The sequence below is a fragment of the Cedecea sp. B1(4) genome (assembly GCF_059414925.1).
In genome coordinates this window covers 116012-140352 of the sequence record NZ_JCAHMZ010000014.1, presented here as the reverse complement: position 1 = coordinate 140352, position 24341 = coordinate 116012, and the positions used below count along the sequence as shown (strand labels likewise).

At 54.1% G+C, this 24341-nt stretch carries 24 protein-coding genes and 1 pseudogene; 19 read left to right on the top strand and 6 right to left on the bottom strand.

Annotated features, from left to right (window positions below; genetic code table 11):
* Nucleotides 1-93: 93 nt before the first annotated feature.
* The 3 genes and pseudogenes from ACR6JA_RS21480 to ACR6JA_RS21470 all read left to right on the top strand — a co-directional run bounded on the left by ACR6JA_RS21480 (nucleotide 94) and on the right by ACR6JA_RS21470 (nucleotide 2150).
* Nucleotides 94-1214 (top strand): IS3 family transposase gene (locus tag ACR6JA_RS21480; RefSeq protein ID WP_494494396.1). Its coding sequence is split into 2 segments (ribosomal slippage): nucleotides 94-352 and nucleotides 352-1214, totalling 1122 coding nucleotides; the frame shifts between segments, so codons are not numbered across the junction.
* A 30-nt stretch (nucleotides 1215-1244) separates the two neighbouring features.
* Nucleotides 1245-1712: pseudogene (locus ACR6JA_RS21475) on the top strand (tyrosine-type recombinase/integrase); the annotation flags it as partial.
* Nucleotides 1713-1817: 105 nt separating this feature from the next.
* Nucleotides 1818-2150 carry a hypothetical protein gene (locus ACR6JA_RS21470; protein ID WP_494494395.1) on the top strand — a complete coding sequence of 111 codons (333 nt, stop codon included), beginning with the start codon at nucleotides 1818-1820 and terminating at the stop codon, nucleotides 2148-2150.
* Nucleotides 2151-2347: 197 nt separating this feature from the next.
* On the opposite strand, the gene ACR6JA_RS21465 is transcribed toward ACR6JA_RS21470, so the two are convergent.
* A complete protein-coding gene (locus ACR6JA_RS21465; protein ID WP_166865944.1) occupies nucleotides 2348-2908 on the bottom strand; it encodes a TetR/AcrR family transcriptional regulator in 561 nt (186 codons plus the stop codon).
* A gap of 110 nt (nucleotides 2909-3018) precedes the next feature.
* Here ACR6JA_RS21465 and ACR6JA_RS21460 point away from each other — a divergent pair, with 110 nt between their 5' ends.
* From ACR6JA_RS21460 to ACR6JA_RS21450, 3 genes are read left to right on the top strand one after another with little or no spacing between them, the layout of a single operon-like run.
* Nucleotides 3019-4224, top strand: a complete 1206-nt coding sequence (locus ACR6JA_RS21460; RefSeq protein WP_494494394.1) for an MFS transporter — start codon at nucleotides 3019-3021, stop codon at nucleotides 4222-4224.
* Nucleotides 4225-4235: 11 nt separating this feature from the next.
* Nucleotides 4236-5048: a Cof-type HAD-IIB family hydrolase gene (locus tag ACR6JA_RS21455; RefSeq protein ID WP_494494393.1), complete on the top strand. Its 813-nt coding sequence runs from the start codon at nucleotides 4236-4238 to the stop codon at nucleotides 5046-5048.
* 18 nt (nucleotides 5049-5066) lie between these two features.
* Nucleotides 5067-5507, top strand: a complete 441-nt coding sequence (locus ACR6JA_RS21450) for an acetyltransferase (RefSeq protein ID WP_494494392.1) — start codon at nucleotides 5067-5069, stop codon at nucleotides 5505-5507.
* A 60-nt stretch (nucleotides 5508-5567) separates the two neighbouring features.
* On the opposite strand, the gene ACR6JA_RS21445 is transcribed toward ACR6JA_RS21450, so the two are convergent.
* The 3 genes from ACR6JA_RS21445 to mntR all read right to left on the bottom strand — a co-directional run bounded on the left by ACR6JA_RS21445 (nucleotide 5568) and on the right by mntR (nucleotide 8317).
* Complete coding sequence (locus ACR6JA_RS21445; RefSeq protein ID WP_494494391.1) at nucleotides 5568-6611, bottom strand: aldo/keto reductase; 1044 nt, start codon at nucleotides 6609-6611, stop codon at nucleotides 5568-5570.
* A gap of 123 nt (nucleotides 6612-6734) precedes the next feature.
* Entirely contained in the window at nucleotides 6735-7847 is a 1113-nt protein-coding gene (locus tag ACR6JA_RS21440) for an SLC13 family permease (protein ID WP_494494390.1), read from the bottom strand.
* A gap of 2 nt (nucleotides 7848-7849) precedes the next feature.
* Entirely contained in the window at nucleotides 7850-8317 is a 468-nt protein-coding gene (mntR, locus tag ACR6JA_RS21435) for a manganese-binding transcriptional regulator MntR (protein ID WP_008461034.1), read from the bottom strand.
* Nucleotides 8318-8507: 190 nt separating this feature from the next.
* Here mntR and mntS point away from each other — a divergent pair, with 190 nt between their 5' ends.
* Together mntS and ACR6JA_RS21425 are read left to right on the top strand one after the other, a co-directional pair.
* A complete protein-coding gene (gene mntS, locus ACR6JA_RS21430) occupies nucleotides 8508-8636 on the top strand; it encodes a manganase accumulation protein MntS (protein ID WP_008461033.1) in 129 nt (42 codons plus the stop codon).
* Nucleotides 8637-8957: 321 nt separating this feature from the next.
* Complete coding sequence (locus ACR6JA_RS21425) at nucleotides 8958-10541, top strand: phosphoethanolamine transferase family protein (protein ID WP_494494389.1); 1584 nt, start codon at nucleotides 8958-8960, stop codon at nucleotides 10539-10541.
* A gap of 72 nt (nucleotides 10542-10613) precedes the next feature.
* Here ACR6JA_RS21425 and ompX read toward each other — a convergent pair whose 3' ends face one another.
* The gene (ompX, locus tag ACR6JA_RS21420) at nucleotides 10614-11123 is read right to left on the bottom strand and encodes an outer membrane protein OmpX (RefSeq protein ID WP_213715995.1); all 510 of its coding nucleotides are present in this window, start codon (nucleotides 11121-11123) and stop codon (nucleotides 10614-10616) included.
* A 371-nt stretch (nucleotides 11124-11494) separates the two neighbouring features.
* On the opposite strand from ompX, the gene rhtA reads away from it, so the two are divergent.
* The 6 genes from rhtA (at nucleotide 11495) to ybiO (ending at nucleotide 18183) form a co-directional block, all read left to right on the top strand.
* Nucleotides 11495-12382, top strand: a complete 888-nt coding sequence (rhtA, locus tag ACR6JA_RS21415) for a threonine/homoserine exporter RhtA (protein ID WP_213715996.1) — start codon at nucleotides 11495-11497, stop codon at nucleotides 12380-12382.
* 309 nt (nucleotides 12383-12691) lie between these two features.
* On the top strand, nucleotides 12692-13195 hold the full coding sequence (gene dps, locus ACR6JA_RS21410) for a DNA starvation/stationary phase protection protein Dps (protein WP_213715997.1): 504 nt from the start codon (nucleotides 12692-12694) through the stop codon (nucleotides 13193-13195).
* A gap of 361 nt (nucleotides 13196-13556) precedes the next feature.
* A complete protein-coding gene (glnH, locus tag ACR6JA_RS21405) occupies nucleotides 13557-14303 on the top strand; it encodes a glutamine ABC transporter substrate-binding protein GlnH (RefSeq protein WP_008461028.1) in 747 nt (248 codons plus the stop codon).
* A 127-nt stretch (nucleotides 14304-14430) separates the two neighbouring features.
* Nucleotides 14431-15090: a glutamine ABC transporter permease GlnP gene (gene glnP, locus ACR6JA_RS21400; protein WP_008461026.1), complete on the top strand. Its 660-nt coding sequence runs from the start codon at nucleotides 14431-14433 to the stop codon at nucleotides 15088-15090.
* On the top strand, nucleotides 15087-15809 hold the full coding sequence (gene glnQ, locus ACR6JA_RS21395; protein ID WP_008461025.1) for a glutamine ABC transporter ATP-binding protein GlnQ: 723 nt from the start codon (nucleotides 15087-15089) through the stop codon (nucleotides 15807-15809). Before glnP ends, glnQ begins: the two co-directional genes overlap by 4 nt.
* Before the next feature lie 127 nt (nucleotides 15810-15936).
* Entirely contained in the window at nucleotides 15937-18183 is a 2247-nt protein-coding gene (gene ybiO, locus ACR6JA_RS21390) for a mechanosensitive channel protein (protein WP_494494388.1), read from the top strand.
* Here ybiO and rlmF read toward each other — a convergent pair whose 3' ends face one another.
* Nucleotides 18184-19125, bottom strand: a complete 942-nt coding sequence (rlmF, locus tag ACR6JA_RS21385; RefSeq protein WP_166875550.1) for a 23S rRNA (adenine(1618)-N(6))-methyltransferase RlmF — start codon at nucleotides 19123-19125, stop codon at nucleotides 18184-18186. It abuts the gene before it with no gap.
* 102 nt (nucleotides 19126-19227) lie between these two features.
* Here rlmF and ACR6JA_RS21380 point away from each other — a divergent pair, with 102 nt between their 5' ends.
* From ACR6JA_RS21380 to ACR6JA_RS21360, 5 genes are all read left to right on the top strand, one after another.
* Nucleotides 19228-19854, top strand: a complete 627-nt coding sequence (locus ACR6JA_RS21380; protein WP_166995436.1) for a flavin reductase family protein — start codon at nucleotides 19228-19230, stop codon at nucleotides 19852-19854.
* A 192-nt stretch (nucleotides 19855-20046) separates the two neighbouring features.
* The gene (mcbA, locus tag ACR6JA_RS21375; RefSeq protein ID WP_008461021.1) at nucleotides 20047-20304 is read left to right on the top strand and encodes a DUF1471 family periplasmic protein McbA; all 258 of its coding nucleotides are present in this window, start codon (nucleotides 20047-20049) and stop codon (nucleotides 20302-20304) included.
* A 192-nt stretch (nucleotides 20305-20496) separates the two neighbouring features.
* The gene (gene celB, locus ACR6JA_RS21370; RefSeq protein WP_213715999.1) at nucleotides 20497-21804 is read left to right on the top strand and encodes a PTS cellobiose transporter subunit IIC; all 1308 of its coding nucleotides are present in this window, start codon (nucleotides 20497-20499) and stop codon (nucleotides 21802-21804) included.
* A 6-nt stretch (nucleotides 21805-21810) separates the two neighbouring features.
* Nucleotides 21811-22779 (top strand): glycosylasparaginase, encoded by a 969-nt coding sequence (locus ACR6JA_RS21365; RefSeq protein WP_494494387.1) that lies wholly within the window; start codon nucleotides 21811-21813, stop codon nucleotides 22777-22779.
* Nucleotides 22776-24218, top strand: a complete 1443-nt coding sequence (locus tag ACR6JA_RS21360) for a leucyl aminopeptidase (protein WP_494494386.1) — start codon at nucleotides 22776-22778, stop codon at nucleotides 24216-24218. Before ACR6JA_RS21365 ends, ACR6JA_RS21360 begins: the two co-directional genes overlap by 4 nt.
* The last annotated feature ends 123 nt before the right edge of the window (nucleotides 24219-24341 follow it).

Here is a 24341-nt window from a genome sequence, read left to right as displayed (position 1 = left end):
CCTCAAGGGACATAATCAGTATTGACCTGCTCCCCGTTGATTAATACACACCGATATTAGTAATGTCTTCATAAGCCACATGAGGACATCCCCATGAAGAAGCGTTTTTCCGACGAACAGATCATCAGTATCCTCCGCGAGGCTGAAGCCGGGGTTTCTGCCCGTGAGCTCTGCCGTAAGCACGCCATTTCCGACGCCACCTTTTACACCTGGCGTAAGAAGTATGGCGGTATGGAGGTGCCCGAGGTTAAGCGCCTGAAGTCGCTTGAGGAAGAGAACGCCAGGCTCAAGAAACTGCTTGCCGAAGCCATGCTGGATAAGGAGGCGCTTCAGGTGGCTCTGGGGCGAAAGTACTGACGACAGGCCAGAAGCGGGAAGCCGTGGTGTTGATGTGTGATGCGACCGGTCTGTCGCAACGTCGTGCCTGCCGGCTTACAGGTTTGTCCCTGTCGACCTGCCGTTATGATGCTCAGCGTCCGGCTGCTGATGCACATTTATCTGGGCGTATTACCGAGCTGGCGCTTGAACGCAGACGTTTTGGTTATCGGCGCATCTGGCAGTTGCTGCATAGGGAGGGCCTTAACGTCAATCACAAGCGGGTATACCGTATTTACCACCTTAATGGACTGAGCGTAAAACGCAGACGACGCCGTAGAGGGCTGGCGACCGAACGGTTTCCGCTTCTGCGCCCGGATGCACCGAATCTTACATGGTCGATGGATTTCGTTATTGATGCACTGGCCAACGGTCGAAGGATCAAGTGCCTGACCTGTGTGGATGATTTCACGAAGGAGTGTCTGACGATCACCGCTGCTTTCGGTATTTCAGGCGTTCAGGTCACGCGTATTCTGGACAGCATCGCGTTGTTTCGAGGGTATCCGACGACAATAAGAACCGATCAGGGCCCGGAATTTACCTGCCGCGCGCTCGATCAATGGGCCTTTGAGCATAGTGTGGAACTCCGGCTTATCCAGGCAGGTAAGCCAACGCAGAACGGATTTATTGAGAGTTTTAACGGACGCTTTCGCGATGAGTGTCTGAATGAACACTGGTTCAGCGATATTCTTCATGCCCGGAAAACGATTAATGACTGGCGGCAGGATTATAACGAGTGCCGTCCCCATTCATCGCTGGATTACCAGACACCAGCTGAATTCGCAACGGACTGGCGAAACAGGAAATATGAAGAAAAACCAACCGACATTACTAACTGAAGGTTGTATCTAATCCTGGGGGCAGGTCATTTGTACGACTGCAACCGCCAAAGTCCCCTGCACTCCCTGGTCGTTAGGATATGCCTGAGTACCGGAGAACGCTGGCGCGAAGCTGTAAATCTCACACGCTTCCAAGTCACTAAATACCGGATCACGTTCGTCAGGACCAAAGGCAAAAAGAACCGAAGCATTCCGATTAGTAAAGAGCTTTACGAGGAAATCATTGCCCTGGACGGATTCAAGTTCTTTACGGATTGCTACTTCCAGTTTTTGTCTGTGATGGACAAAACCTCCATCGTGCTTCCTCGTGGCCAGCTTACCCACGTTCTGCGCCACACGTTTGCAGCTCACTTTATGATGTCGGGCGGAAACATTCTTGCACTACAAAAAATTCTAGGGCATCACGATATAAAAATGACTATGCGCTATGCTCATCTGGCCCCCGATCACCTTGAAACAGCTTTAAGATTCAACCCTCTTGCAACGCTAGAAATGTGATCTGCTTGTGCAAAATAACATCTTCTCCGCTACCTGAGCTATATAAGTCAGAGTAAACTCTTGTCAATAAATCAGTTCATTTTATTGAATATTTTAAGGAGTTACATGGCTATCGTTAACGTAAAAAAACATACTGTCAAAAGAGCATTATCAATGGGATTCGAAAAAGTGCTTGATGATCGTGGGTATGATTCAGGAGCGTATTACGTCAAAGATGGCAAAAAGTGGATTTTTGATATTGTTGCGCTTAAGCAAAAACAAGGGGTAACTTCAGATGATGAGTTAAAAAACCTTGGATATGATGTTGATACATATAATTTATTAGAAAATGAACCTAATGAGATGGCTCAACTTTATCAAAACATTGCAGTTGAAGACGGTGAACCAATGTATCTTGAAGGTGGAGTGTATTTGTATCCTGATGGTTCAATCCGTTAGCGTGGCGTAAACCGAGTTGTTCCGATGGCGACAAAGTGGCGGCAGCGGTTGGCATTGCCCCGTAATCGCCACTCCTTACCACCAACCTAACTTATTGATTATATTGCAAGTCGTTGTTTTCACTAACCCGTTTACATAAATGGTTTTTTATTTTTTAGAGCTTCAATAACAAACGCTTACTAACCCCTCCACTCGCTTTATTTTGCATCCCCTGCCCCCACAATCCTGCGCACCATCACCCGCATATCATCGCGCCCCATCGGTTCACGATCGGTGACGTAGTGCAGCGTCATGCCTTCCAGGAATGCATCCAGCGCCCGGGCGGTTAGCGGATCGAAAAATGGCTCCAGCGCCTGCTGGCTGCGGATCATCCACTCCTGCATGATGTCTTTTAGCTGCGGATTACAGCTGGCATAGGCATAAAGCTGGTACATCACCTGCATGTTGTACGGCGTGGCCACGCAGCCGCCACAAATCATATCCACAATCGCTTCGCAGGCCTCATCGCGATTGGTGGCCTGCTGCATACGCTCGCGGTAGCTGTCCGACATCTGATGGGCAAACAAAGTAAACGCTTCACAAAGCAGCGACTCGATCCCGGCAAAATAATAGGTCATCGACCCCAGCGAAACGCCAGCCTCGGCGGCAATTTTTCGATGCGTGATATCGCTGATGCCGTGCTTTACCACCATATCCAGCGTCGCCTGCAAAATACGCGAGCGACGTTCGGGGTCATTCCGGCGCGGGGCTTTGCTCATCATTACCTACCTGAATTTAGAGTATGACAAAGAGTCTATACCGGGATGTGTACAAATGTACACAAGCTTGCTAGTCTGCTCCCCTGTTTCTCTTTCACTGGTTGTTGTTCATGTCTGTTTCGCAGAGAAAAGCCTTACAGCTCCGTACCTGGGCGTTATTCACCTTCTTCTTCATTCCGGGCCTGGTGATGGCATCCTGGGCCACACGCACGCCCGCGATACGCGATACGCTCAGCGTCTCGACGGCCGGAATGGGCATCGTATTATTTGGCCTGTCGATAGGCTCGATGGGCGGTATTCTCTGTTCCGGCTGGCTGGTGAAACGCTTTGGCACCCGCACCATTATTCGCAGCGGCATGACGCTGATCGTCGCCGGAATGTTAATGATGAGCTTTGCGCTGTACCTTGCCTCCCCGGCGCTATTTGCCTTCGGCCTGGCGCTGCTCGGCAGCGGGATGGGTTCATCAGAAGTGGCTATGAACGTTGAAGGGGCCATTATCGAGAGCCTTATGAAGAAAACTGTGCTGCCGATGATGCACGGCTTCTTTAGCCTCGGCACCCTCGTTGGCGCCGGGATTGGCCTGACTTTAACCGCGTGGAACGTCGTGTCCTGGGGGCACCTGCTGCTGATTGGTCTGTTGACCATTGCGCCGATTGCCATCGCGCTCATCGCCGTGCCGCACGGCGTGGGTAAAGATAACCCGGAGAAAACCGAAGCCCACGAGCCGCACCGACCGTTTTACAAAGATATTCAGCTATTGCTGATTGGTTTTGTCGTGCTGGCGATGGCCTTTGCCGAAGGTTCGGCCAACGACTGGCTGCCGCTGCTGATGGTGGACGGGCACGGCTTTAGCCCGACTTCCGGGTCGCTTATCTACGTAGGCTTTACCCTCGGCATGACGGTCGGGCGCTTCACCGGCGGCTGGTTTATTGACCGCTACAGCCGCGTTATTGTGGTCCGCGCCTGTGCGATCATGGGCATTATTGGCATCGGCACCATTGTGTTTGTCGACAACGCCTTCCTTGCCGGCGTGTCGGTGATTCTGTGGGGGTTGGGCACCTCTTTAGGCTTCCCGCTGACCATTTCTGCCGCGGGTGATACCGGCCCCGATCCGGCCAGCCGCGTCAGCGTCGTTGCCGCTTCGGGCTATGTCGCCTTTTTAGTCGGGCCGCCGCTGCTGGGCTTCCTCGGCGAGCATTACGGGCTGCGCCAGGCCATGCTGGTGGTGCTGGCGTTGATGGTGATTGCGGCACTGGTTGCCCGCGCCGTGGCGAAACCCGGGCAACCTTCCAGGCAGACTTTAGAAACTGAATAATGGAGAGTTCAATGAGCATCAAACTGATTGCAGTAGACATGGACGGCACTTTTCTTAATGACCATAAAACCTACAACCGCGAACGCTTTGCGGTGCAATATCAGCAGATGAAAGCGCAAGGCATCCGCTTTGTGGTGGCCAGCGGTAACCAATATTTCCAGCTAATCTCCTTCTTCCCGGAGATTGCCCACGAGATCTCCTTCGTGGCCGATAATGGCGGCTGGGTAGTCAGCGAAGGCGAAGATCTGTTTAACGGCGAACTGACCAGGCAAGAGTTCAACACGGTGGTCGATCACCTGCTCACGTTGCCGCACGTGGAGATCATCGCCTGCGGCAAGCGTAACGGTTATACCCTCACCGACTATGACGACGATTTTAAAGCGCTGGCGGCGAAGTTCTATCACCGCCTTGAACATGTAGAAAACTTTTCTGACCTCGACGACGTGTTCTTCAAGTTTGCCCTGAACCTGCCCGACAGTCAGCTCGATGACACCATGGATGCTCTGGGGGCGGAACTGGAAGGTATTATGGTGCCGGTCACCAGCGGGCACGGCTCTATCGACCTGATTATACCGGGCATTCATAAGGCTAACGGCCTGCGGATCCTGCAGGAAAAATGGGGCATCCAGGACAGCGAAGTGGTGACCTTTGGCGACGGCGGCAACGACATCGAAATGCTGACCCAGGCCCGATACGGGTTTGCGATGGCCAACGCGCCGGACAAAATCAAACGCATTGCCAGCTACCAGGCCGGGCACTGTAATCAACAAGGCGTGCTGGATGTGATCGACAAGATCCTGAAAAATGAAGCGCCGTTTAACTAACCCCCTCTGAGAACAAGAATGTTAACGATAAGACAAGCCACCCCGGCGGATTTTGATGCGCTGGCGGAAATCTGGGAAGCATCCGTTCGCGCCACGCATGACTTTTTACCTGAAGAAAATATCAGGGCGTTAAAGCCCCAGGTGCGCGAACTCTACATGCCACAGATCCCGATGCTGCTGGCAGCCGGCAAAACCGGTGAGCCTCTGGGCTTTATCGGCTGCCACGAAAATCGGATTGAAATGCTGTTTGTTTCGCCTGAAAGCCGTGGCATGGGCGTGGGCAAGCAGCTTCTGCAGTATGCCATTGAACATTTGCAGGTCGATGAGGTGGATGTGAATGAGCAGAATCCGCAGGGCGTGGGCTTCTATCTGCATATGGGATTTGCCCGGACCGGGCGGTCTGAACTCGACGGTGAAGGGAATCCCTTCCCTTTGCTGCATTTGAAGCTGAAACGATAGTTTTATCGCATCGCTTGTTTTCCCCTTCTCCCTCCGGGAGAGGGCTAAATTATTCCCGATTTATGACTGATTCTTCAGCTGTTCCCGGCGATACTCACCCTGCCGCTCAAGCATCCAGCCCGGATATTCGCGCGGCAGCTCACTCACCGCATTCAGCCTTTCAAGCTCGTCCGTACTAAGCTGAACGCCCGTCGCAGCGATATTATCCTCAAGCTGCTCTATGCGCTTCGCCCCTACGATGACCGTCGTCACTGCCTGCTGATGCAGCAGCCAGGCCAGCGCAATCTGCGCCACGGAAATGCCTTTGGCATCGGCGATGTCACGCATCACATCCACGCAATCAAATGCGCGATCCCTGTTTACCGGTGGAAAATCAAACTCCAGGCGGCGGCTGCCGGTTTCGGCTTTCCCGTCGCGGTCGTACTTGCCGCTGAGCAACCCGCCCGCGAGCGGACTCCACACCATCAGGCCGACGCCTTCACTTTGCATCATCGGCACCAGCTCCCGCTCCAGATCGCGCCCGGCAAGGGTGTAATAAGCCTGCAGAGAGGCAAAACGTGCCAGTCCCAGGCGTTCGGAAATCCCGAGTGCCTTCATGATTTGCCAGGCCGCCCAGTTGGAAACACCTATGTAGCGAACCAACCCCTGCTGCACCAGCGAGTCCAGCGCCCGCAGCGTTTCCTCTATCGGCGTCACGGGGTCAAAACCGTGCAACTGGTACAGGTCGATATAGTCGAGTTGCAGTCGCCGCAGGCTCTCTTTGACGCTATTTAGCAGATGAAAACGCGACGAACCTCGAGAGTTCGGCCCGGCGGTGCCTGTTTCGCCGAATGCTTTGGTGGCCACCACCACATTCTCACGCGGCACGTTAAGGTTTTTCAGCGCCTGGCCGGTGATGACTTCCGAGCGCCCACCGGAGTAAACATTGGCGGTATCAATAAAGTTAATCCCGGCCTCCAGCGCGCGTCCAACCAGCTTGTCAGCATCATTTTGCGCGAGCTGGCCTATTTTTCCCCATATACCGTCTTCACCACCAAAAGTCATGGTGCCCAGGCAAAGCTCTGAAACAAACAGGCCGGTATTTCCTAATTTTTTATAACGCATAGCGGTACCTCATGTTCAGGATTTCAGGAAGGAAGAGTGCGGACTGCCAGTTATACGCGTCGCGCACGATTCTGGAATGGGGGATTTCTGCTCATTCCTTGCCTGTTTCTGCCTGAGTGGGCGCTAGCGTAAAAGCAGTAATAAGCCGTAGCCGACCAGCGCGGCCCAAAACAACATAGGGAGAGAATAGAGATGGAACCGCCACCAGACCCGACGGTCGTTGGCCATACGAAGGGCAATCAAATTCGCCAGCGAACCCGGCAACAGGCCAAAACCGCCGATATTGACCGCGAAGGCCAACAGCAGCGAAGCAGGCACATAGTTCAGCAGTAAAATGGTGGCAGGCACATTGCTGATGAGTTGTGACAGCAAAATACCTAGGCCAAACAACTCGCCAGTAGAGAGTTGCACCACACCCTGAAGCGAGTGCTGCAGCACCGGCAGTTGAGTGATGAGGTGCACATCAATAAACATCACCATAAATACCACCAGCAGGCTCCAGTCGATACTGAGCAGCACTTTGCGCGCCAGCCCCAGGAACCCAAACGCAATCAGCCCCAGCCCCCAAAGCTCAAGCTTAAGCTCCAGGGCCAGAATAAAGACGATGTAAAACGCCAGGCAGCACCAGACCAGCTTAGGCTGCCAGCGGCTGTCATTCACTTCACCGTGGTAACGCAGCGGTTTTGGCTTGAAACAAAGCCACGCCAACACCAGCAAGCTGGCGGTCATGGCCAGCGCCAGCGGCATCATCTGCCAGGTGAAAGCGCCGAAAGAGAGCCCGGAATGCCCCCACAGTAAGATGTTCTGCGGGTTACCGATAGGCGTGAGCAAAGAGCCGGCGTTGACCGCCAGCGCCTCAAAAATAATCAGCTTACTGGCCGGCACCGAGCAGAGTTTTTTCAGCGTGATGGTGAGAGGCACAATGATGAACAGCGCGACATCGTTAGTCAGGAAGGTCGACAGGGCCGCCGCTGCCATAACCATAAACAGCGCCAGCTGCCGCTCGTTGGCAAAGCGCGACACCATCTTGCGACCCAGCACGTCGAAATAACCGCTCAACTCGACGCCCTTGGTTAACATCATCAGCCCGGCCAGGGTAATAATGGTGTGCCAGTCTATGGCGGCGGGCCATAAAGCCGGGCGGAACGGCACCGCCAGGCTCAGGGCGACGCCGATTAACAACAATAAATGCAGGAATCGATCGCGCAGGAACGGCTGCGCAAGACGCAGCAGCATGTTTAACCGATGCCCCGCTCTGCGCTGAATTTGCGGAAAGCCTCCAGCGTCTCTTCGCTGACGTGGTGTTCCACACCTTCGGCATCAATACGCGCAGTCTCCGGGCTGATGCCCAGCGCGAGGAAGAAGTTTTCAACAATCTGGTGCCGCTCCCGGCTCTGCTGCGCCAGTTTTTCACCTTCCGGCGTTAAAAAGACGCCGCGCCATGGAATTTGCTCAATCAGCCCGACGGACGCCAGGCGTTTTAGCATCTTGGCAACCGTCGGCTGAGAAACGCCGAGACGAGCAGCCATATCGACCTGGCGGACTTCACCCACTTCATGAATCAAATCCGAAATCAGCTCAACATAATCATCAATTAACTCGCGGCGGTGCGCCTCGCGTACCTGCCTGAAGCCCTCAACATGCTCTTCAATATTCGGTAATGGCGTCACTTTTTCGCTGTTCTTTTGCCCTGCCCGACGGCTCATAGTGCTTCCTCTTCCAGTGGCGCGGCGTCGTCATCTGACGACGGAAGGCTTTATTGTAAACCAGCATTGCTCATCCACAAAAAATTAACGAAATAGCCATGGCTATAAAATATAGCCTGTGCTATACCTGTATGTAATCCAGTCAGGCTTGTTTACGGAAAAACGGTCGCACGGCTAACAGGAGGACGCTATGAACGAATTTAAGAGGTGCATCAACGTGTTTACACAATCTCCCTTCCAGGTACGCTTAATGCTGCTGAACATGATTTGTGATTGGGTTGCCGGTAAACCCCAGCAGAAAGAAGAAAAACAACAATAACGCCAGGCCTCGCCGCCTGGCGACTTTGTTTAACGTTCCACGCGAACGATCATCCTTTTGTCACAATCCCCCTGCAAAATTCCCGTCTATGGCTACTCTGGCCGAGCTTTAACCCCATCATTTGTCGGATTTGCAATCAGCTTCGCAAAACCACGCCCTGTTATCAGTTGATATTCTTATCTCACAGCTCTATCTTCTTGCAGCCCTGCACATGAAGCGGCTCGCAGATGCGGTGCAATTCCCCTTCGTTTCCGTCTGTCAGGCAGGCTCTACCCTTATCGCCAGGGTCACCGCATGGCGTTTTGCAAGACCATAATAAAGATGAATGTAACGGTTAAAGATACCCTGACTGTGCGCGGAATCGCGCTGAATCCGTGGGCTGGTTTCTATTTTCTGCAGTCTCTGCTGATAAACTTCGCGCTGGGCTATGCCTTCAGCCTGCTTTACGCCATTGCCTTTAGCTGCGTCCTTATGCTGCTGTGGCGCACCGCTCCCAGCGTCCAGAAAATCTTGCTTGGGCTTTGCAGCCTCGTGGCAGCCATGTACTTCCCGTTCGGCCAGGCCTACGGCTCGCCCAACTTCAATACTCTGCTGGCGCTGCATTCAACCAACTTTGAAGAATCCACGGAAATCATGACCATCTTCCCGTGGTACAGCTACGTGGTGTCTCTCTTTATTCTCGCCCTTGGGGTGATGGCGCTGCGCCGCAAACGTGAAGAAAAACGCGCCTGGGGTCATTTCGATAGCTTATGTCTCGCCGTCAGCGTGGTCTGTTTTTTTGTCACACCGGTAACAAACCTTGCCTACGGCGGCGTGTTTAAATTTAAAGATACTGGCTACCCGGTGGTGCGCTTCGTGAAAGATGTCGTGGTCAACAACCACGAAGTTATCGAGGAGCAGGCGCGCATGAAAGAACTGTCGCAGCAAAAAGATTCCTGGAACGTAGTGTCGGTGCAGCCTAAATACCATACCTACGTCGTAGTGATTGGCGAGAGCGCCCGCCGCGATGCGCTGGGAGCCTTTGGCGGCCACTGGGACAACACGCCCTTTGCAAGCCAGGTCAAAGGCAATCTGTTTATGGACTACGTCTCCGCCAGCGGCTCAACGCAAAAATCGCTGGGGCTGACGCTGAACCGGGTCGTGGACGGCAAACCCCAGTATCAGGACAATTTTGTTACCCTGGCAAACCGCGCGGGCTTCCAGACCTGGTGGTTCTCAAACCAGGGCCAAATCGGCGAATACGATACCGCCATCGCCAGCATCGCCAAACGCGCGGACGAAGTGCAGTTTTTGAAAAATGGGGATTTTGAGGCGGATAAAAACACTCGCGATGAAGCCCTGTTAAAAATGACGGCCCAGGTTTTTGCTACTCAGCGCAACACGCCGCAGCTGATTGTGCTGCATTTGATGGGGTCGCACCCGCAGGCCTGCGATCGCACTCAGGGGAAATACAAAGATTTTGTGCAGTCTAAAGAGACATCCTGCTATCTCTACAGCATGACGCAAACCGACGACTTGCTAAAACAGCTTTATCTGCAGTTACAAAACACCGGGAACAGCTTCTCAATGGTCTATTTCTCCGACCACGGACTGGCGTTCAAAGAGCGCGGCACCGACGTGCAATATCTGGCGCACGACGATAAGTTCCAGCAAAATTTCCAGGTGCCATTTATGGTGTTGTCGAGCGATGATACCGCGCACCGGCTAATCAAAGCACGCCGCAGCGCCAATGATTTCCTCAACTTCTTCTCTGCGTGGACGGGGATTAAGGCAAAAGAGCTTGCGCCGAAGTACAAATTTATTTCCGAGCAAAAGGCCGGGCCCGTCTGGATAACCAACTTCAACCTGAAGAAAGTGGACTATACTCATCTGCAGACGGATATGTTTGAGACCAGGACACGTTAACTTTTGCCGGTTAACCGATAAAAAAAAATCCGCCACTTGGGCGGATTTTTTATTTCTATCCCGAAAGGGATATTAGAAGCGGTAACCTACGCCAGCGATCCAGGTGCCAACGTCAACGCTACGAATACGGCTCTGCTCGTAGGAGAAGTCCAGAGCAACGTTTTCGATTGGGTTGAACTGCAGGCCAGCACCGTAGGAGAAGCCGTAGTCGCTAACGGAATCGTGAGCGCCTGGGAATTCAGTCGCCTGGAATTTACCGTAGCCAACACCCACTACACCGTAGATGCTTGCCCAGTCGTTGATACGGTAAGCAGGACCAGCGGTGATGCCGTAGTACTGACCTTTGGTGTACACATCGTTAGAAGTGTCACTTTTCTGGGTGTAGGTGAAGGAGCCGATGTAGCCCAGCGGGGTATCATTTTCGTAACGGTATTTCAGGTTGAAACCGCCAGCTTTGTTAGCAACGCCCTGCATATCGCTCTGAGCATAGCCACCGGTTACGGTGCTGGTTGCTGCAGATGCGGTACCTACGGAGACGGCCAGAACACAGGCCAGAGCTGAAAGACATGCAATTTTTTTCATAATATCCACCTCAAATGTGCTTCAAGTAAGTCCTAAGTTTTAAATATAACAAAACCATGACAGAAACTCTTCGCCAATTGTGTTGTCTAACGATCTTTTTCCTGTAACATAACATTTCCACTACATGCTAAATCACTAAAAAATCAGGAAAATACCGCTTCGCGACGGCAAATTTTAATCCCTTTAACAACATCGTCATTCAGATAATTCTGGAATTATTTTTGACACAAACTGACAAAAGCCCCCGGATCGTACTCCACGCCATGAGAATTTTTCTTAATGAAAGTTCAACCAGCCATAACTTAATCCTTTAGACTGGGCAGACTTTTATTTTCTTGACCAAACATAGACAAATACTGACAAGGTACAGGATGCCGCAAACCTCCCGTAATATGCCGCGCTGGCTGCCGATCGTAGTTTTACTTATCGCTATGACCTCGATTCAAAGCGGCGCCTCGCTGGCGAAATCATTATTCCCGCTAATCGGTCCCCAGGGCGTCACTTCGCTGCGCCTGTTTTTAGGCACTCTTATTCTCGCGGTGATTTTTAAACCCTGGCGCCTGCGTTTTAAGCCGGAGCAACGCCTGCCTTTATTGTTTTATGGGCTGGCGCTGGGCAGCATGAATTACCTCTTTTATGTCTCTCTGCGCACGGTGCCGCTGGGCATCGCGGTGGCGCTGGAGTTTACCGGGCCGCTTGCCGTGGCGCTTTTTGGCTCACGCCGTGCCGTGGACTTTATCTGGGTGGTGCTGGCGGTGGCCGGACTGTGGTTCCTGCTTCCCCTCGGCCAGGACATCTCCCAGGTAGATTTGACCGGTGCTGCCTGCGCCCTCGGGGCCGGTGCCTGCTGGGCTATCTACATTATTGCCGGGCAAAAAGCGGGCGCTGAGCACGGCCCGGCCACGGTCGCGTTTGGTTCTCTGATTGCTGCCATTATCTTTGTCCCCCTGGGCGCCTGGGAAGCCACCAGCTCGCTGCTACAGTGGTCGCTGCTGCCCGTCGGCCTGGCGATTGCCGTGCTTTCCACAGCGCTGCCTTATTCGCTGGAGATGATTGCGTTAACCCGACTCCCTACCCGCACCTTTGGCACACTAATGAGCCTTGAGCCTGGCCTTGCGGCCCTGTCAGGTATGCTGTTCCTCGGGGAGCATCTGACCCTGGTACAATGGCTGGCTCTGCTCTCCATCATCGCAGCATCGGTAGGATCAACGCTGACCATGAAACGCGAAGCACAGATTAAAAACATCGACATAAATTAATCTGTTGCCCTGCATTTAATGCGGTGATAATTGCCGCATTAAATGATTTATCCGTAATCAAGCACTTATATTCCCGCCAACTGTAATACTCAATAAGAATTATTTTCTTTTCGCCGTCATATTTATTCATGATTTTTGACATAAATTAAGAATACTCAATAACCAGCTGTTAAATAACAAATTAATCTTTTCCATTTTTCTCTTACTATCGGTTTGATAGGTATTACCCTCACCAGCAAAGTAAAAAAGTGGTGCTATACTTATTGCCGGTAATTCATTGGGACACCAACATCAAGAGGATGAAAGATTATGAGTACCGCTAAACTGGTAAAAACTAAATCTACAAACCTGCTATATACCCGCAACGATGTAAAAGACAGCGAGAAAAAAGCCACTATCGAGCTGCTGAATCGCCAGGTCGTCCAGTTCATCGACTTGTCGCTGATTACCAAACAGGCTCACTGGAATATGCGCGGGGCTAACTTTATTGCCGTGCACGAAATGCTGGACGGCTTCCGTACGGCGCTGACCGAGCACCTCGACACCATGGCAGAACGCGCCGTGCAGCTTGGCGGCGTGGCGCTGGGCACCACTCAGGTGATCAACAGCAAAACTCCGCTAAAAAGCTACCCGCTGGACATTCACACCGTTCAGGAGCACCTGAAAGAGCTGGCCGATCGCTATGCCATCGTGGCGAACGATGTGCGTAAAGCCATTGGTGAAGCAAAAGACGAAGATACCGCAGATATTTTGACCGCCGCCTCCCGCGATCTGGACAAATTCCTGTGGTTCATTGAGTCCAATATCGAGTAACCAGAGCATTTTCCTATGGCTCCTCCTCCGCCCGGGGGCGGAGCCTGCACCAAAACAGCGCAGACCATCGATTAATTCATAGCCCAAAGTTAATCAAATGTAATAATCACCTCACACAATCGTTAACGAATGATTGTTTTGTCCACTGTTTTCGCGGTAAAACTAACCCTTACCCTGCCGGCTCATTTTGCGCACCAAAATGGTGCACCATAACGGTGCGTTATGACCTGCTTGCAACGCTCAATGTGCAATGTTAAATAATCACATCCTTGCAAAACAGTAAGTTGCAAATCTGGCACGATTCTTTCATGAGTCGCCGCTGACGCAGGGGATCGCCCCGTGGATTAACAAAGGAAATGCTATGAAGTCGATTTTGAAAGTTTCACTGGCTGCACTTACCCTGGCTTTCGCTGTATCTTCCCATGCCGCTGATAAAAAACTGGTCGTTGCGACCGACACCGCGTTCGTTCCTTTTGAATTTAAACAAGGCGATCAGTATGTCGGCTTTGACGTGGATCTGTGGGCGGCTATCGCCAAAGAATTGAAGCTGGACTATACCCTGAAGCCAATGGACTTCAGCGGCATCATTCCTGCCCTGCAAACCAAAAACGTTGACCTGGCACTGGCCGGGATCACCATCACTCCTGAGCGCGAAAAAGCGATCGACTTCTCCGACGGCTACTACAAAAGCGGCCTGCTGGTGATGGTCAAAGCCAATAACAACGACATCAAAAGCGTGAAAGATCTGGACGGTAAAGTGGTTGCTGTTAAAGGCGGCACCGGCTCCGTTGATTACGCAAAAGCTAACATCAAAACCAAAGACCTGCGTCAGTTCCCGAACATCGATAACGCCTACATGGAACTGGGCACCAACCGCGCTGACGCGGTTCTGCACGACACGCCAAACATCCTGTACTTCATCAAAACCGCCGGCAACGGTCAGTTCAAAGCGGTAGGTGAGTCTCTGGAAGCTCAGCAGTACGGTATCGCCCTGCCTAAAGGCAGCGACGAACTGCGCACCAAAATCAACGGCGCGCTGAAAACCCTGAAAGAGAACGGCACGTACAACGAAATCTACAAAAAATGGTTCGGTACCGAACCTAAATAATAATTCTAAGTATTTGTCAGACCTGAGGGGCGCCTTTCGCCCCTCTTATTATTAAACGCCTCTCACGCTGCCAGGCCCCGGCCTGAAGCCCAAAGAGGTGAATCACGGTAGACAACAGGAACACATCATGCAGTTTGACTGGAGCGCCATTTGGCCTGCAATTCCCATCTTGTTTGAAGGCGCTAAGATGACCCTATGGATTTCTATCCTGGGTCTTTGCGGCGGTTTAGTAATTGGTTTAGTGGCGGGCTTTGCTCGTACCTACGGCGGCTGGATTGCCAACCACGTAGCGCTTGTTTTCATCGAAGTGATTCGCGGCACGCCAATTGTGGTGCAGGTGATGTTCATCTACTTCGCCCTGCCTATGGCCTTTACCGATCTGCGTATCGATCCGTTCAGCGCGGCGGTGGTCACCATCATGATCAACTCCGGGGCCTACATCGCAGAAATCACCCGCGGTGCGGTGCTCTCTATTCATAAAGGCTTCCAGGAAGCGGGCCTTGCGCTTGGGCTGTCAAAACGTGAAACCATCCGTCACGTAATTATGCCGCTGGCGCTGCGCCGTATGCTGCCGCCGCTGGGTAACCAGTGGATCATCAGTATCAAAGACACCTCGCTGTTCATCGTTATCGGTGTAGCAGAGCTGACTCGTCAGGGTCAGGAAATTATCGCCGGTAACTTCCGCGCGCTGGAGATTTGGAGCGCCGTTGCGGTCTTCTATCTGATTATTACCCTGGTGCTGAGCTTCGTGCTGCGTCGCCTTGAAAGAAGGATGAAAATCCTGTGATTGAATTTAAAAATGTCTCTAAGCACTTTGGCCAAACCCAGGTGCTGCACAACATTGACCTGAACATCAAACAGGGTGAAGTGGTGGTGATTATCGGGCCAAGCGGCTCCGGCAAATCAACCCTGCTGCGCTGCATCAACAAGCTGGAAGAAATCACCAGCGGCGACCTGATTGTTGACGGCCTGAAAGTGAACGATCCGAAGGTAGACGATCGCCTGATCCGTCAGGAAGCTGGCATGGTGTTCCAGCAGTTCTACCTGTTCCCGCACCTGACGGCGCTGGAAAACGTCGCTTTCGGCCCGATTCGCGTCCGCGGCATGAAAAAAGACGCCGCTGAGAAGCTGGCGAAAGAGCTGCTGGCGAAGGTTGGCCTGGCGGAACGCGCGCATCACTATCCGTCAGAGCTTTCTGGCGGCCAGCAGCAGCGTGTGGCTATTGCCCGTGCCCTTGCCGTGAAGCCGAAGATGATGCTGTTTGATGAACCAACGTCGGCCCTCGACCCGGAACTGCGTCATGAAGTGCTGAAAGTGATGCAGGACCTGGCCGAAGAAGGCATGACCATGGTGATCGTGACCCACGAAGTCGGCTTTGCCGCGAAAGTGGCTTCTCGCCTGATCTTTATCGACAAAGGTCGCGTGGCGGAAGACGGCAACCCACAAGAACTTATCGACAACCCGCCGAGCCCGCGCCTGCGCGAGTTCCTGCAGCACGTCGCATAACGCCTGATTCAGGGCGGCAAATTCCAGCCGCCCTGATTTTTCTGGAATCATCCCGCTTTTCTCCTCGCCAAAATCTCAGCCACTATACTTACTCCTTTGTCAGATTTTCTCAGTCCGGAGGAGCGCTGTGCGATGGATCCTGATATTACTGTTTAACCTGATGAGCCTGCCCGGCCATGCAGTCACCTTACCCGCTGCCGCCGTTGCCGCCTCGACATCCCAGGGCAGCGCCGCACAAACAGAACCCAGCGCAGAAGAAAAGAAAAAAGCGTACTCGGCGCTCGCCGACGTGCTCGACAACCCAAAGTCCCGGAGTGAACTCATCGAGCAGCTTCGCAAAGTCGCCGCTGATGGCACCTCACACACCATGCCGGTTATTGCCCCACCGGATACGCTCACTGAAGACAAAACCGTGCTCGAAAACGTCACCGACGTCAGCCGCCGCTATGGGGGAGAACTTACGCAGCGTTTTGAGCTGCTCCAGCAAAATATCGCCAGCGCACCGAGGAAAGCCTTTAACCAGCAGACTTTCTTCAATGCGCTGAGCCACTTCGCGATGCTCGCCAGCGCCGTTTTTGTGTTCTATTTCTTGCTTCGCGCCGGCGTCAGGCCGCTGTGGGCCAAAATGGGCGACTGGGGACGAAGAAAAAACCGCGATCATACCAACTGGCTTCACCTGCCGGTGACCATCCTCGGCGCCTTTGCGGTGGACATCCTGCTGCTGGCGTTAACGCTATTCGTCGGGCAGCTCCTGAGTGACAAAATGAACGCAGGCAACGCCACTATCGCGCGCCAGCAGGGGCTATTTCTTAATGCCTTTGGGCTTATCGAGTTCTTCAAGGCTGTTCTGCGCCTCATTTTCAGCCCGCGTTTCCCGGCGCTACGCCCCTTCCCCATCGGCGACCAGGGCGCCCGCTACTGGAGTATTCGCCTTTCCTGGCTAAGTACCATCATCGGCTATGGGTTATTGGTGGTGGTGCCGATTCTCGCCAATCAGGTCAACGCCCAGATCAGCGCCATGGTTAACGTGGTGGTCATGCTACTGATTACCGTCTGGGCGCTATATCTCATTTTTCACAACAAACGCGCCATCCAGCAAAGCCTGATTCACCTGGCAGATCGCTCAATGAGCTTCTTTAGCCTGTTTATTCGTGCTTTTGCGCTCATCTGGCACTGGCTCGCTTGTCTCTATTTTGTGGTGCTGTTTTTCCTTTCGCTTTTCGATCCGGGCAACAGCCTGAAATTTATGATGGGCGCCTCACTGCACAGCCTGACCATCATCGGCGTGGCGGCGTTTATCTCCGGCATGCTTTCGCGCTGGATAGCAAAAACCATCACCCTTTCTCCACAGGTGCAGCGCAATTACCCCGAGCTGCAAAAGCGTCTTAATGGCTGGATCTCCGTCTCGCTGAAGCTGGCACGTATTCTTACCGTTTGCGTCGCAGTCATGCTGCTGCTGGACGCCTGGGGGCTTTTCGATGTCTGGCAATGGCTCACTGAGGGTGCCGGAGAAAAAACCGTCGATATACTGATCCGCATTGTACTGATCCTTTTCTTCTCGGCGGTAGGTTGGACGCTGCTGGCAAGCCTGATCGAAAACCGCCTTGCGTCGGATATCCACGGCCGCCCGATGCCAAGCGCGCGAGCCCGCACGCTGCTAACGCTGTTCCGTAACGCGCTGGCCGTGGTGATCAGCACCATCACCATCATGATCTTGCTTTCTGAAATCGGCGTGAACATCGCACCTCTGCTGGCGGGGGCGGGGGCGCTGGGGCTAGCGATAAGCTTTGGTTCGCAAACCCTGGTGAAGGATATTATTACCGGGATATTCATTCAGTTTGAAAATGGGATGAATACCGGCGACTACGTCACCATCGGCGCGATTACAGGCACAGTCGAGAAAATGTCGATTCGTTCGGTGGGCCTACGCCAGGATACGGGGGCTTACCATATTATTCCGTGGTCATCGATAACGACCTTTGCCAACTTTGTCCGCGGGATTGGCTCTTTCGTCGCGAACTACGACGTCGACAGGCAGGAGGACGTGGACAACGCCAACCGGGTACTGAAAGAAGCCGTGGACGCGCTGATGGGCCAGGAAGATATTCGCCTGCTGGTCATTGGCGAGCCGTTGTTCTCAGGCATTGTGGGGCTGACGAACCAGGCCTTCACAGTACGCGTGACCTTTACCACCCTGCCGCTAAAACAGTGGACGGTGCGCTACGCGCTCGACGGAATGGTCAAAAAACACTTTGATGAAGCGGGCATCAGGCCCCCGGTGCAAACCGTGCAGGTCATGCAGCCGGGTGTCGATGCAGCACAGGCGACAGAGGCGGCGGCCGGCGCGCTGCCGCCCACCAGCACAGCCAACTAATTATTTCCCGCGGGTTTTCGCCCAGCGTGCACGCTGGGCATCATCCATAAAGCTCCAGGCGATGAAACGGCTCTGTTTTTGCCCCTGTGCCATCTCTTTTTTCACCACTTTCACTACGCCGTTTTCCTGCATCACGCGGTACAGCGCAGGCAGGTTTTCACCCTTTGAAACCAGCGACGTAAACCACAGCACCTGGCGGCCAAACGCTTTACTTTCTTTGATCATCTGGCTGACGAAGGCCACTTCGCCCCCCTCGCACCACAGCTCCTGCTCGCGGCCACCAAAATTCAGCGCAGCCCCGGCGTCCTGGCCAAGATTGCGACGCTTACGCTCGCTGCCGCTGCGGGCCGCCTCGACTGAATCGTGGAATGGCGGATTACATAGCGTGGCATCATAGGTTTCATTTTTGTGGATGATGCCGTCCAGAATGCAGCCAGCATTTTTCTGGCGACGGAGACGAATCATACGGCTAAGCCCAGGATTGCCGTCTACAATTTGCTGCGCGCTGCGAAACGCATCGCCGTCCAGCTCAGAGCCAGTAAAGCGCCAGCCGTATTCGTGCTGCCCGATGAGCGGATAAATGCAGTTCGCGCCAACGCCGATATCCAGGACGGAGGCCTGAGCAGGTACCACGCCGCCGTTGCCTTCCGCCAGCAGATCGGCCAGATGGTGAATATAGTCCGCCCGGCCTGGCACCGGCGGGCAAAGGTACCCTTCGGGGATATCCCACTGCTTAACCTGATAAAAATGCGCCAACAGCGCCTGGTTCAGCGCTTTCACCGCCAGCGGGTTTGCGAAATCAACGGTTGTGTCGCCGTGCGGCCCCGGGCGTAAAAACTCGGCCAGCGCCGGGCTGCTCGCGGTTAATGCGGCAAAGTCATAGCGGCTACGGTGACGGTTGCGCGGATGCAAACCAGGTTTGGTGTCGGCAGGGGTTTTCATTGGGGGCTTCTCCTTGTGTGGCCGCGTAAGATACTCTGCTCTCCGCGTCGGGTAAATACATCGCTGACGATTTGACCTTTCCAACATGAATTCAGGTGCGTAATGAGTAAAAAACGTTATTACTACGAGCCCTCGGAAGGCCACGGTTTACCACACGATCCACTGAACGCCATTGTCGGGCCGCGCCCAATAGGCTGGATTTCGTCCTGCAACCTGCAGGGCCAGCGCAACCTCGCGCCCTACAGCTTCTTTAACTGCTTTAACTATCGTCCACCGATCATTGGTTTTTCCAGCACCGGCTGGAAAGACAGCGTCCAGAACATCCTCGACACCAAAGAATTCGTCTGGAACCTGGCCACGCGCCCGCTGGCAGAACAGATGAATGAAACCTCCGTCACGCTCCCCAGAGGAGAAGATGAGTTCCAGCGTGCAGGCCTGACTCCAATTGCAGGCACTAAGGTCAGCGCCAGCCTGGTGGCTGAAAGCCCGGTCAACTTTGAATGCCGCCTGTCGCAGTGCATTCGCCTGACCTCTGCCGACGGCGACGAGCTGAACAGCTGGCTGGTGCTGGGGGAAGTGGTTGCCGTACACATCGACGAGCACCTGCTTATCGACGGCATCTACCAGACCGCGCTGGCGCAACCCGTGCTGCGGGCCGGAGGGCCAACCGCCTATTACACGGTTGATGAATCACAGCGTTTTGACCTGGTTCGCCCCGACGCACGCTAAACCGAAAAAAAACAAATAAAATCAGCCACCTGGTTGTGGCTTTTTTGTCAGCATTTGGTCAAGTTTTATCGTTCAAAAAACACGCACAAGTCCATCAATTTTTTGCGCCATCGCCTGCCCAAAGGGGAACTAGACTGTAATTGTCAGACAACAAAAAGGTGTTTTGCTCTCAACGCTCAAGAGGATGTAAAGATGAAAAAACTGCTGTATTTCTCTGCGGTTATCTCTCTTGCTGCACTGCCTTTTGCCTCCATGGCAGCCCAGGAAATGAGTAACGCAAACGTCGGACAGATGCAACCTTTTGGTACCGTCACCGCCAAAGCGTCTAACCTTGACGATCTCCAGGCTAAGCTGGCTGAAAAAGCGAAGGAACAGGGTGCAACCGGCTATGTAATTAACTCCGCCGGCGGCGATAACCGCCTGTACGGCACCGCCACTATCTACAAATAGCCCACGTTCCAGCCAACATAATGCCCTGCTTTGCGGGGCATTTTTATGGCACCTTCACCCTCAAACCATTTAAGCAATCATATGATACTTATATGGCTCATCTGTGAATTAACTCACTTTATTAGCCCCAAACAACCACTAAGGTAGAAGCACGCAAGAATTGTCTCTTGTGATTACTTACGGAGCGGTAAAATGAAAAACCTGATGGCCGCATTAGAAGCCCGGCTGATGCCGCTGGCTGCCAAAATGGCGCAGCAGCGCCACCTCGGTGCCATTCGCGACGCCTATATCTCGTTCATGCCGTTTATTATCGTTGGTTCTATTCTGCTGGTGATCTCGTCCTTCCCAAGTACCCATTACCAGCAGTTTATGGCTTCTGTTTTTGGTGAGGGGTGGTCCACCACCGTTGAGATCCCTTTTAACGCCATCTTCTCTACAATGGCGGTGTTTATCAGTTTTCTGGTGGCCTACCGGCTGGCGGAACGCTACGACATCGACAGAATGTCATCGGGCATTTTGTCCCTATCCTGCTTTCTGATCCTCACGCCTTTTGCGAAGCACCCGGACGTCGGCAACCTGATCCCGATGGAATGGCTGGGATCGAAGGGGCTGTTTGTGGCGATGCTAGGTGCGCTGGCGAGCACGGAGCTTTTTGCCTGGATGCTGCGCCAGAACTGGGTGATCAAAATGCCGGATGGCGTCCCACCGGCGGTGCAAAAATCCTTTGCCGCCCTCATCCCTTCGCTGCTGATTCTGATTGTCGCCCTGGCGGTTCGCGTGCTGTTTGCCAAAACCGACTACCACACCATTCACCAGTTCGTGTATGAAGTGCTGGCGACGCCGATTCGCCATTTCGGCACCTCTTACATTGGCGCACTGTTCACCTGTTTCAGCATCACCAGCCTGTGGTCGGTGGGGATCAACTCCGGCTCGATGGTCAACGGCATCCTCCGTCCGTTCTGGATGGAAAACCAAATGGATAACCTGGCCGCCACGCAGGCCGGGATGCCTCCCCCGCACGTAGTGACGGAACAGTTCTACGACATGATCTGGATGGGCGGCGCGGGCGCTACATTGTCTCTGGTGATTGCTATGCTGCTGTTTGCCCGCAGCCAGCATATCAAAAACGTTTCGCGCCTGGCCGTCGGCTCCTCCATCTTCAACATTAACGAGCCGGTGCTGTTTGGCCTGCCGGTCATTATGAACCCCGTCATGCTGATCCCGTTCAACCTTGTGCCGCTGGTGCTGGTCACCGTGCAGTACATCGCGATGTCCATTGGCATGGTAGCCACCACCACCGGGGTGTATATCCCCTGGACGCTGCCGCCGGTATTAAGCGGATTTATCGTCACCGGCCACCTGAGCGGCGCGGTTATCCAGATAATCAACCTGTGCATCGGAGCGCTGATTTATCTGCCGTTCCTGAAAGTGGTCGACCGGCAATATCGGGCCAATGAATCACCGGCTCAAGTGACTGAACGTAAACCCGCCACGGAGTAGTTAAACATGACGTTAGCAGCAAACTGGGGAACGATCGCCACCTGGCGTATGGCATGGGAAGGGATAGGTGAAGCGGCTGAACGGCTGCAGCAAGGCAGTTCGGCGAGCGATGCCGTCGTGCACGCGGTTAAATGCGTGGAAGATTATCCCTTCTATAAATCGGTCGGTTATGGCGGCCTGCCGAATGAACAAGGCGAAGTCGAACTCGACGCCGCCTTTATGGACGGTACCAGCCTCGCGCTCGGTGCCGTGGCTGGGGTAAAAAATATTGCCAATCCGATTCTGGTGGCAAAAGCCCTGAGCGAGGAGCGCTTCAACAGTTTTATGGTCGGCCAGGGTGCCGAAGCGTGGGCCAAAGATCGGGGTTTTGAAAGCAAAACCATGCTGACCGAGCGCGCGTACAACCATTACCTGAAGCGCAAGCGAGAAACACTGGATCGCGGCTTAAGCCCGTATACCGGGCACGACACCGTGGGGGTTATCGCCCTTGACGGCCAGCAAAGAATGTCGGTTGCCACATCCACCAGCGGCCTGTTTATGAAACGCCCAGGCCGGGTGGGCGACTCCCCGGTCTCCGGCTCCGGCTTCTACGCCGACAGCGAAGTGGGTGCCGCAACGGCGACCGGCCTCGGGGAAGACCTGATGAAAGGCTGTATCAGCTATGAAATCGTCAGCCGCATGGCGCGCGGTATGTCGCCCCAGCGCGCGGCTGAGTCCGCCGTGTACGATCTTGAAGCCCGACTGATTGCCCGCTACGGCCGGGCGGGCGATCTGTCCGTCGTCTGCATGAACAACCGGGGCGAATACGGCGCGGCGACAACCATCGACAACTTCTCCTTTTCTGTTGCCACTCCAGCGCAGCCCGCCCAGGTGTTTCTTACCGCCAGGGACGGCAACCGAACGGTCATCCGCCCGGCAGACAGTGAATGGCTGGACGCCTATAAGCAACGCATCACTGCGGAGATAATTCAATGAAATGTATACTCGTTTCGCCCGATGCCGCCTTTAACAACGCTCATCTTATCTTGTGGGACACCTCCCTAAGCCGCTGGCCAAATGCCCTGCAATCCTTGCTGGAAGAAATGTCAACCCACGATGAACCGCAAACCACCACCTTTGGTTTACGGGGCATCTGTGAGCGGCTGTCGCTGCTGCCTTCAGCAGAAATCACTCAGCCAGCCGTACTTCGCCAGCTGCTTTCCGCCGCCGAAGCGCTGCTGCCCTCCCCTGTTTTGCAGCCCGTGGCGCTGGATCTGGCGGGCTTTAATCTGGCGGATGAAACCACATTTGTTCGCCTGCGCACGCTGCTGATTGCCCTCCTCAACCGCTTCTATCAGCTGCCGCAGCTGGGCTATCGCGAAGACGAACTGCAAAGCAATGGCGAGCTGTGGCTGATTACCGAACCCAATAATGCGCTGGCTCGCCGTCTGGCTTCCCAGGCCGAAGCCATCGCGCAGGGCATGCTGCTCTCCCGCCAGCTGGCGGATTTACCCGCGCTGAATTGTCGGCCACAGGATGTGGCGCTGCAGGCGGAAATCTGGGCCCGCCAACACCCGCAAACCCAGTGCGAGATTCTGGACGAGCAGGCCATTTTTGACCTCGGACTAGGCTGCCTGCACGCCACGGGAAAAGGCAGCGTCAACCCTCCCCGGCTGGTGACGCTGCGCTGGCAGGGTGCCAGCGAAGAAGCGCCAGTTTACGCGCTCGTCGGGAAAGGGATCACCTTCGATACCGGCGGAATGTGGCTGAAAGAAGGCGAAGGCATGCGCACCATGAAATATGACATGTGCGGCGCGGCAGTGGTGTTTGGCATGATGGAAACGGTCAAGCGTCTTAAGCTGCCCATTAACGTCGTGGCCGTTATGGCGCTGGCGGAAAACATGCCCGGCAGCACGGCGATGATGCCGGGTGACGTCGTGCGCTCGCACGCGGGGGCCAGCGTCGAAATCATTAATACCGACGCCGAAGGGCGGCTGGTTCTCGCCGACGCGCTCAGCTACGCCGCAGCGCGTTTTAAGCCCGCCGAAATGATCGACGTCGCCACGCTGACCGGCGCGGTGGTCAAGGCGCTGGGCTACGATATTTCGGGCTTAATGAGTAACAATAACGCCCTAAGCCAGCGCCTGCAGCAGGCAGGCAGCCTGACACAGGATCGCGTCTGGCCGCTGCCGCTGGACGAAAGCTTTGACGGTCAGGTGAAAAGCGTAATTGCCGACTACACCAACACGCCGCCCAACAACGCCGCCATTGCGGTGTCCGCCGCCCAGTTCCTGAGTAAGTTCTGCCACCAGCGCCCGTGGGCACATCTGGACGTCAGCGGCACCGCGCTATCGCGTGGGAAATTCACCCAAGCCAGCGGCCGCCCAGCACATTTGCTGACGCAGTATTTCTTGTCGCTGTGTGAAGGGAAATAGCGTTGCCATGAATTAAGCGCCCCAATAGGGCGCTTCGACGACTGACAAGCCTCTGACCAGAGAAGAAAAATCAGGCCTCACGTTAAAAAAACAGGAAAATCAATTTGTTGATTTTCGGCTGAT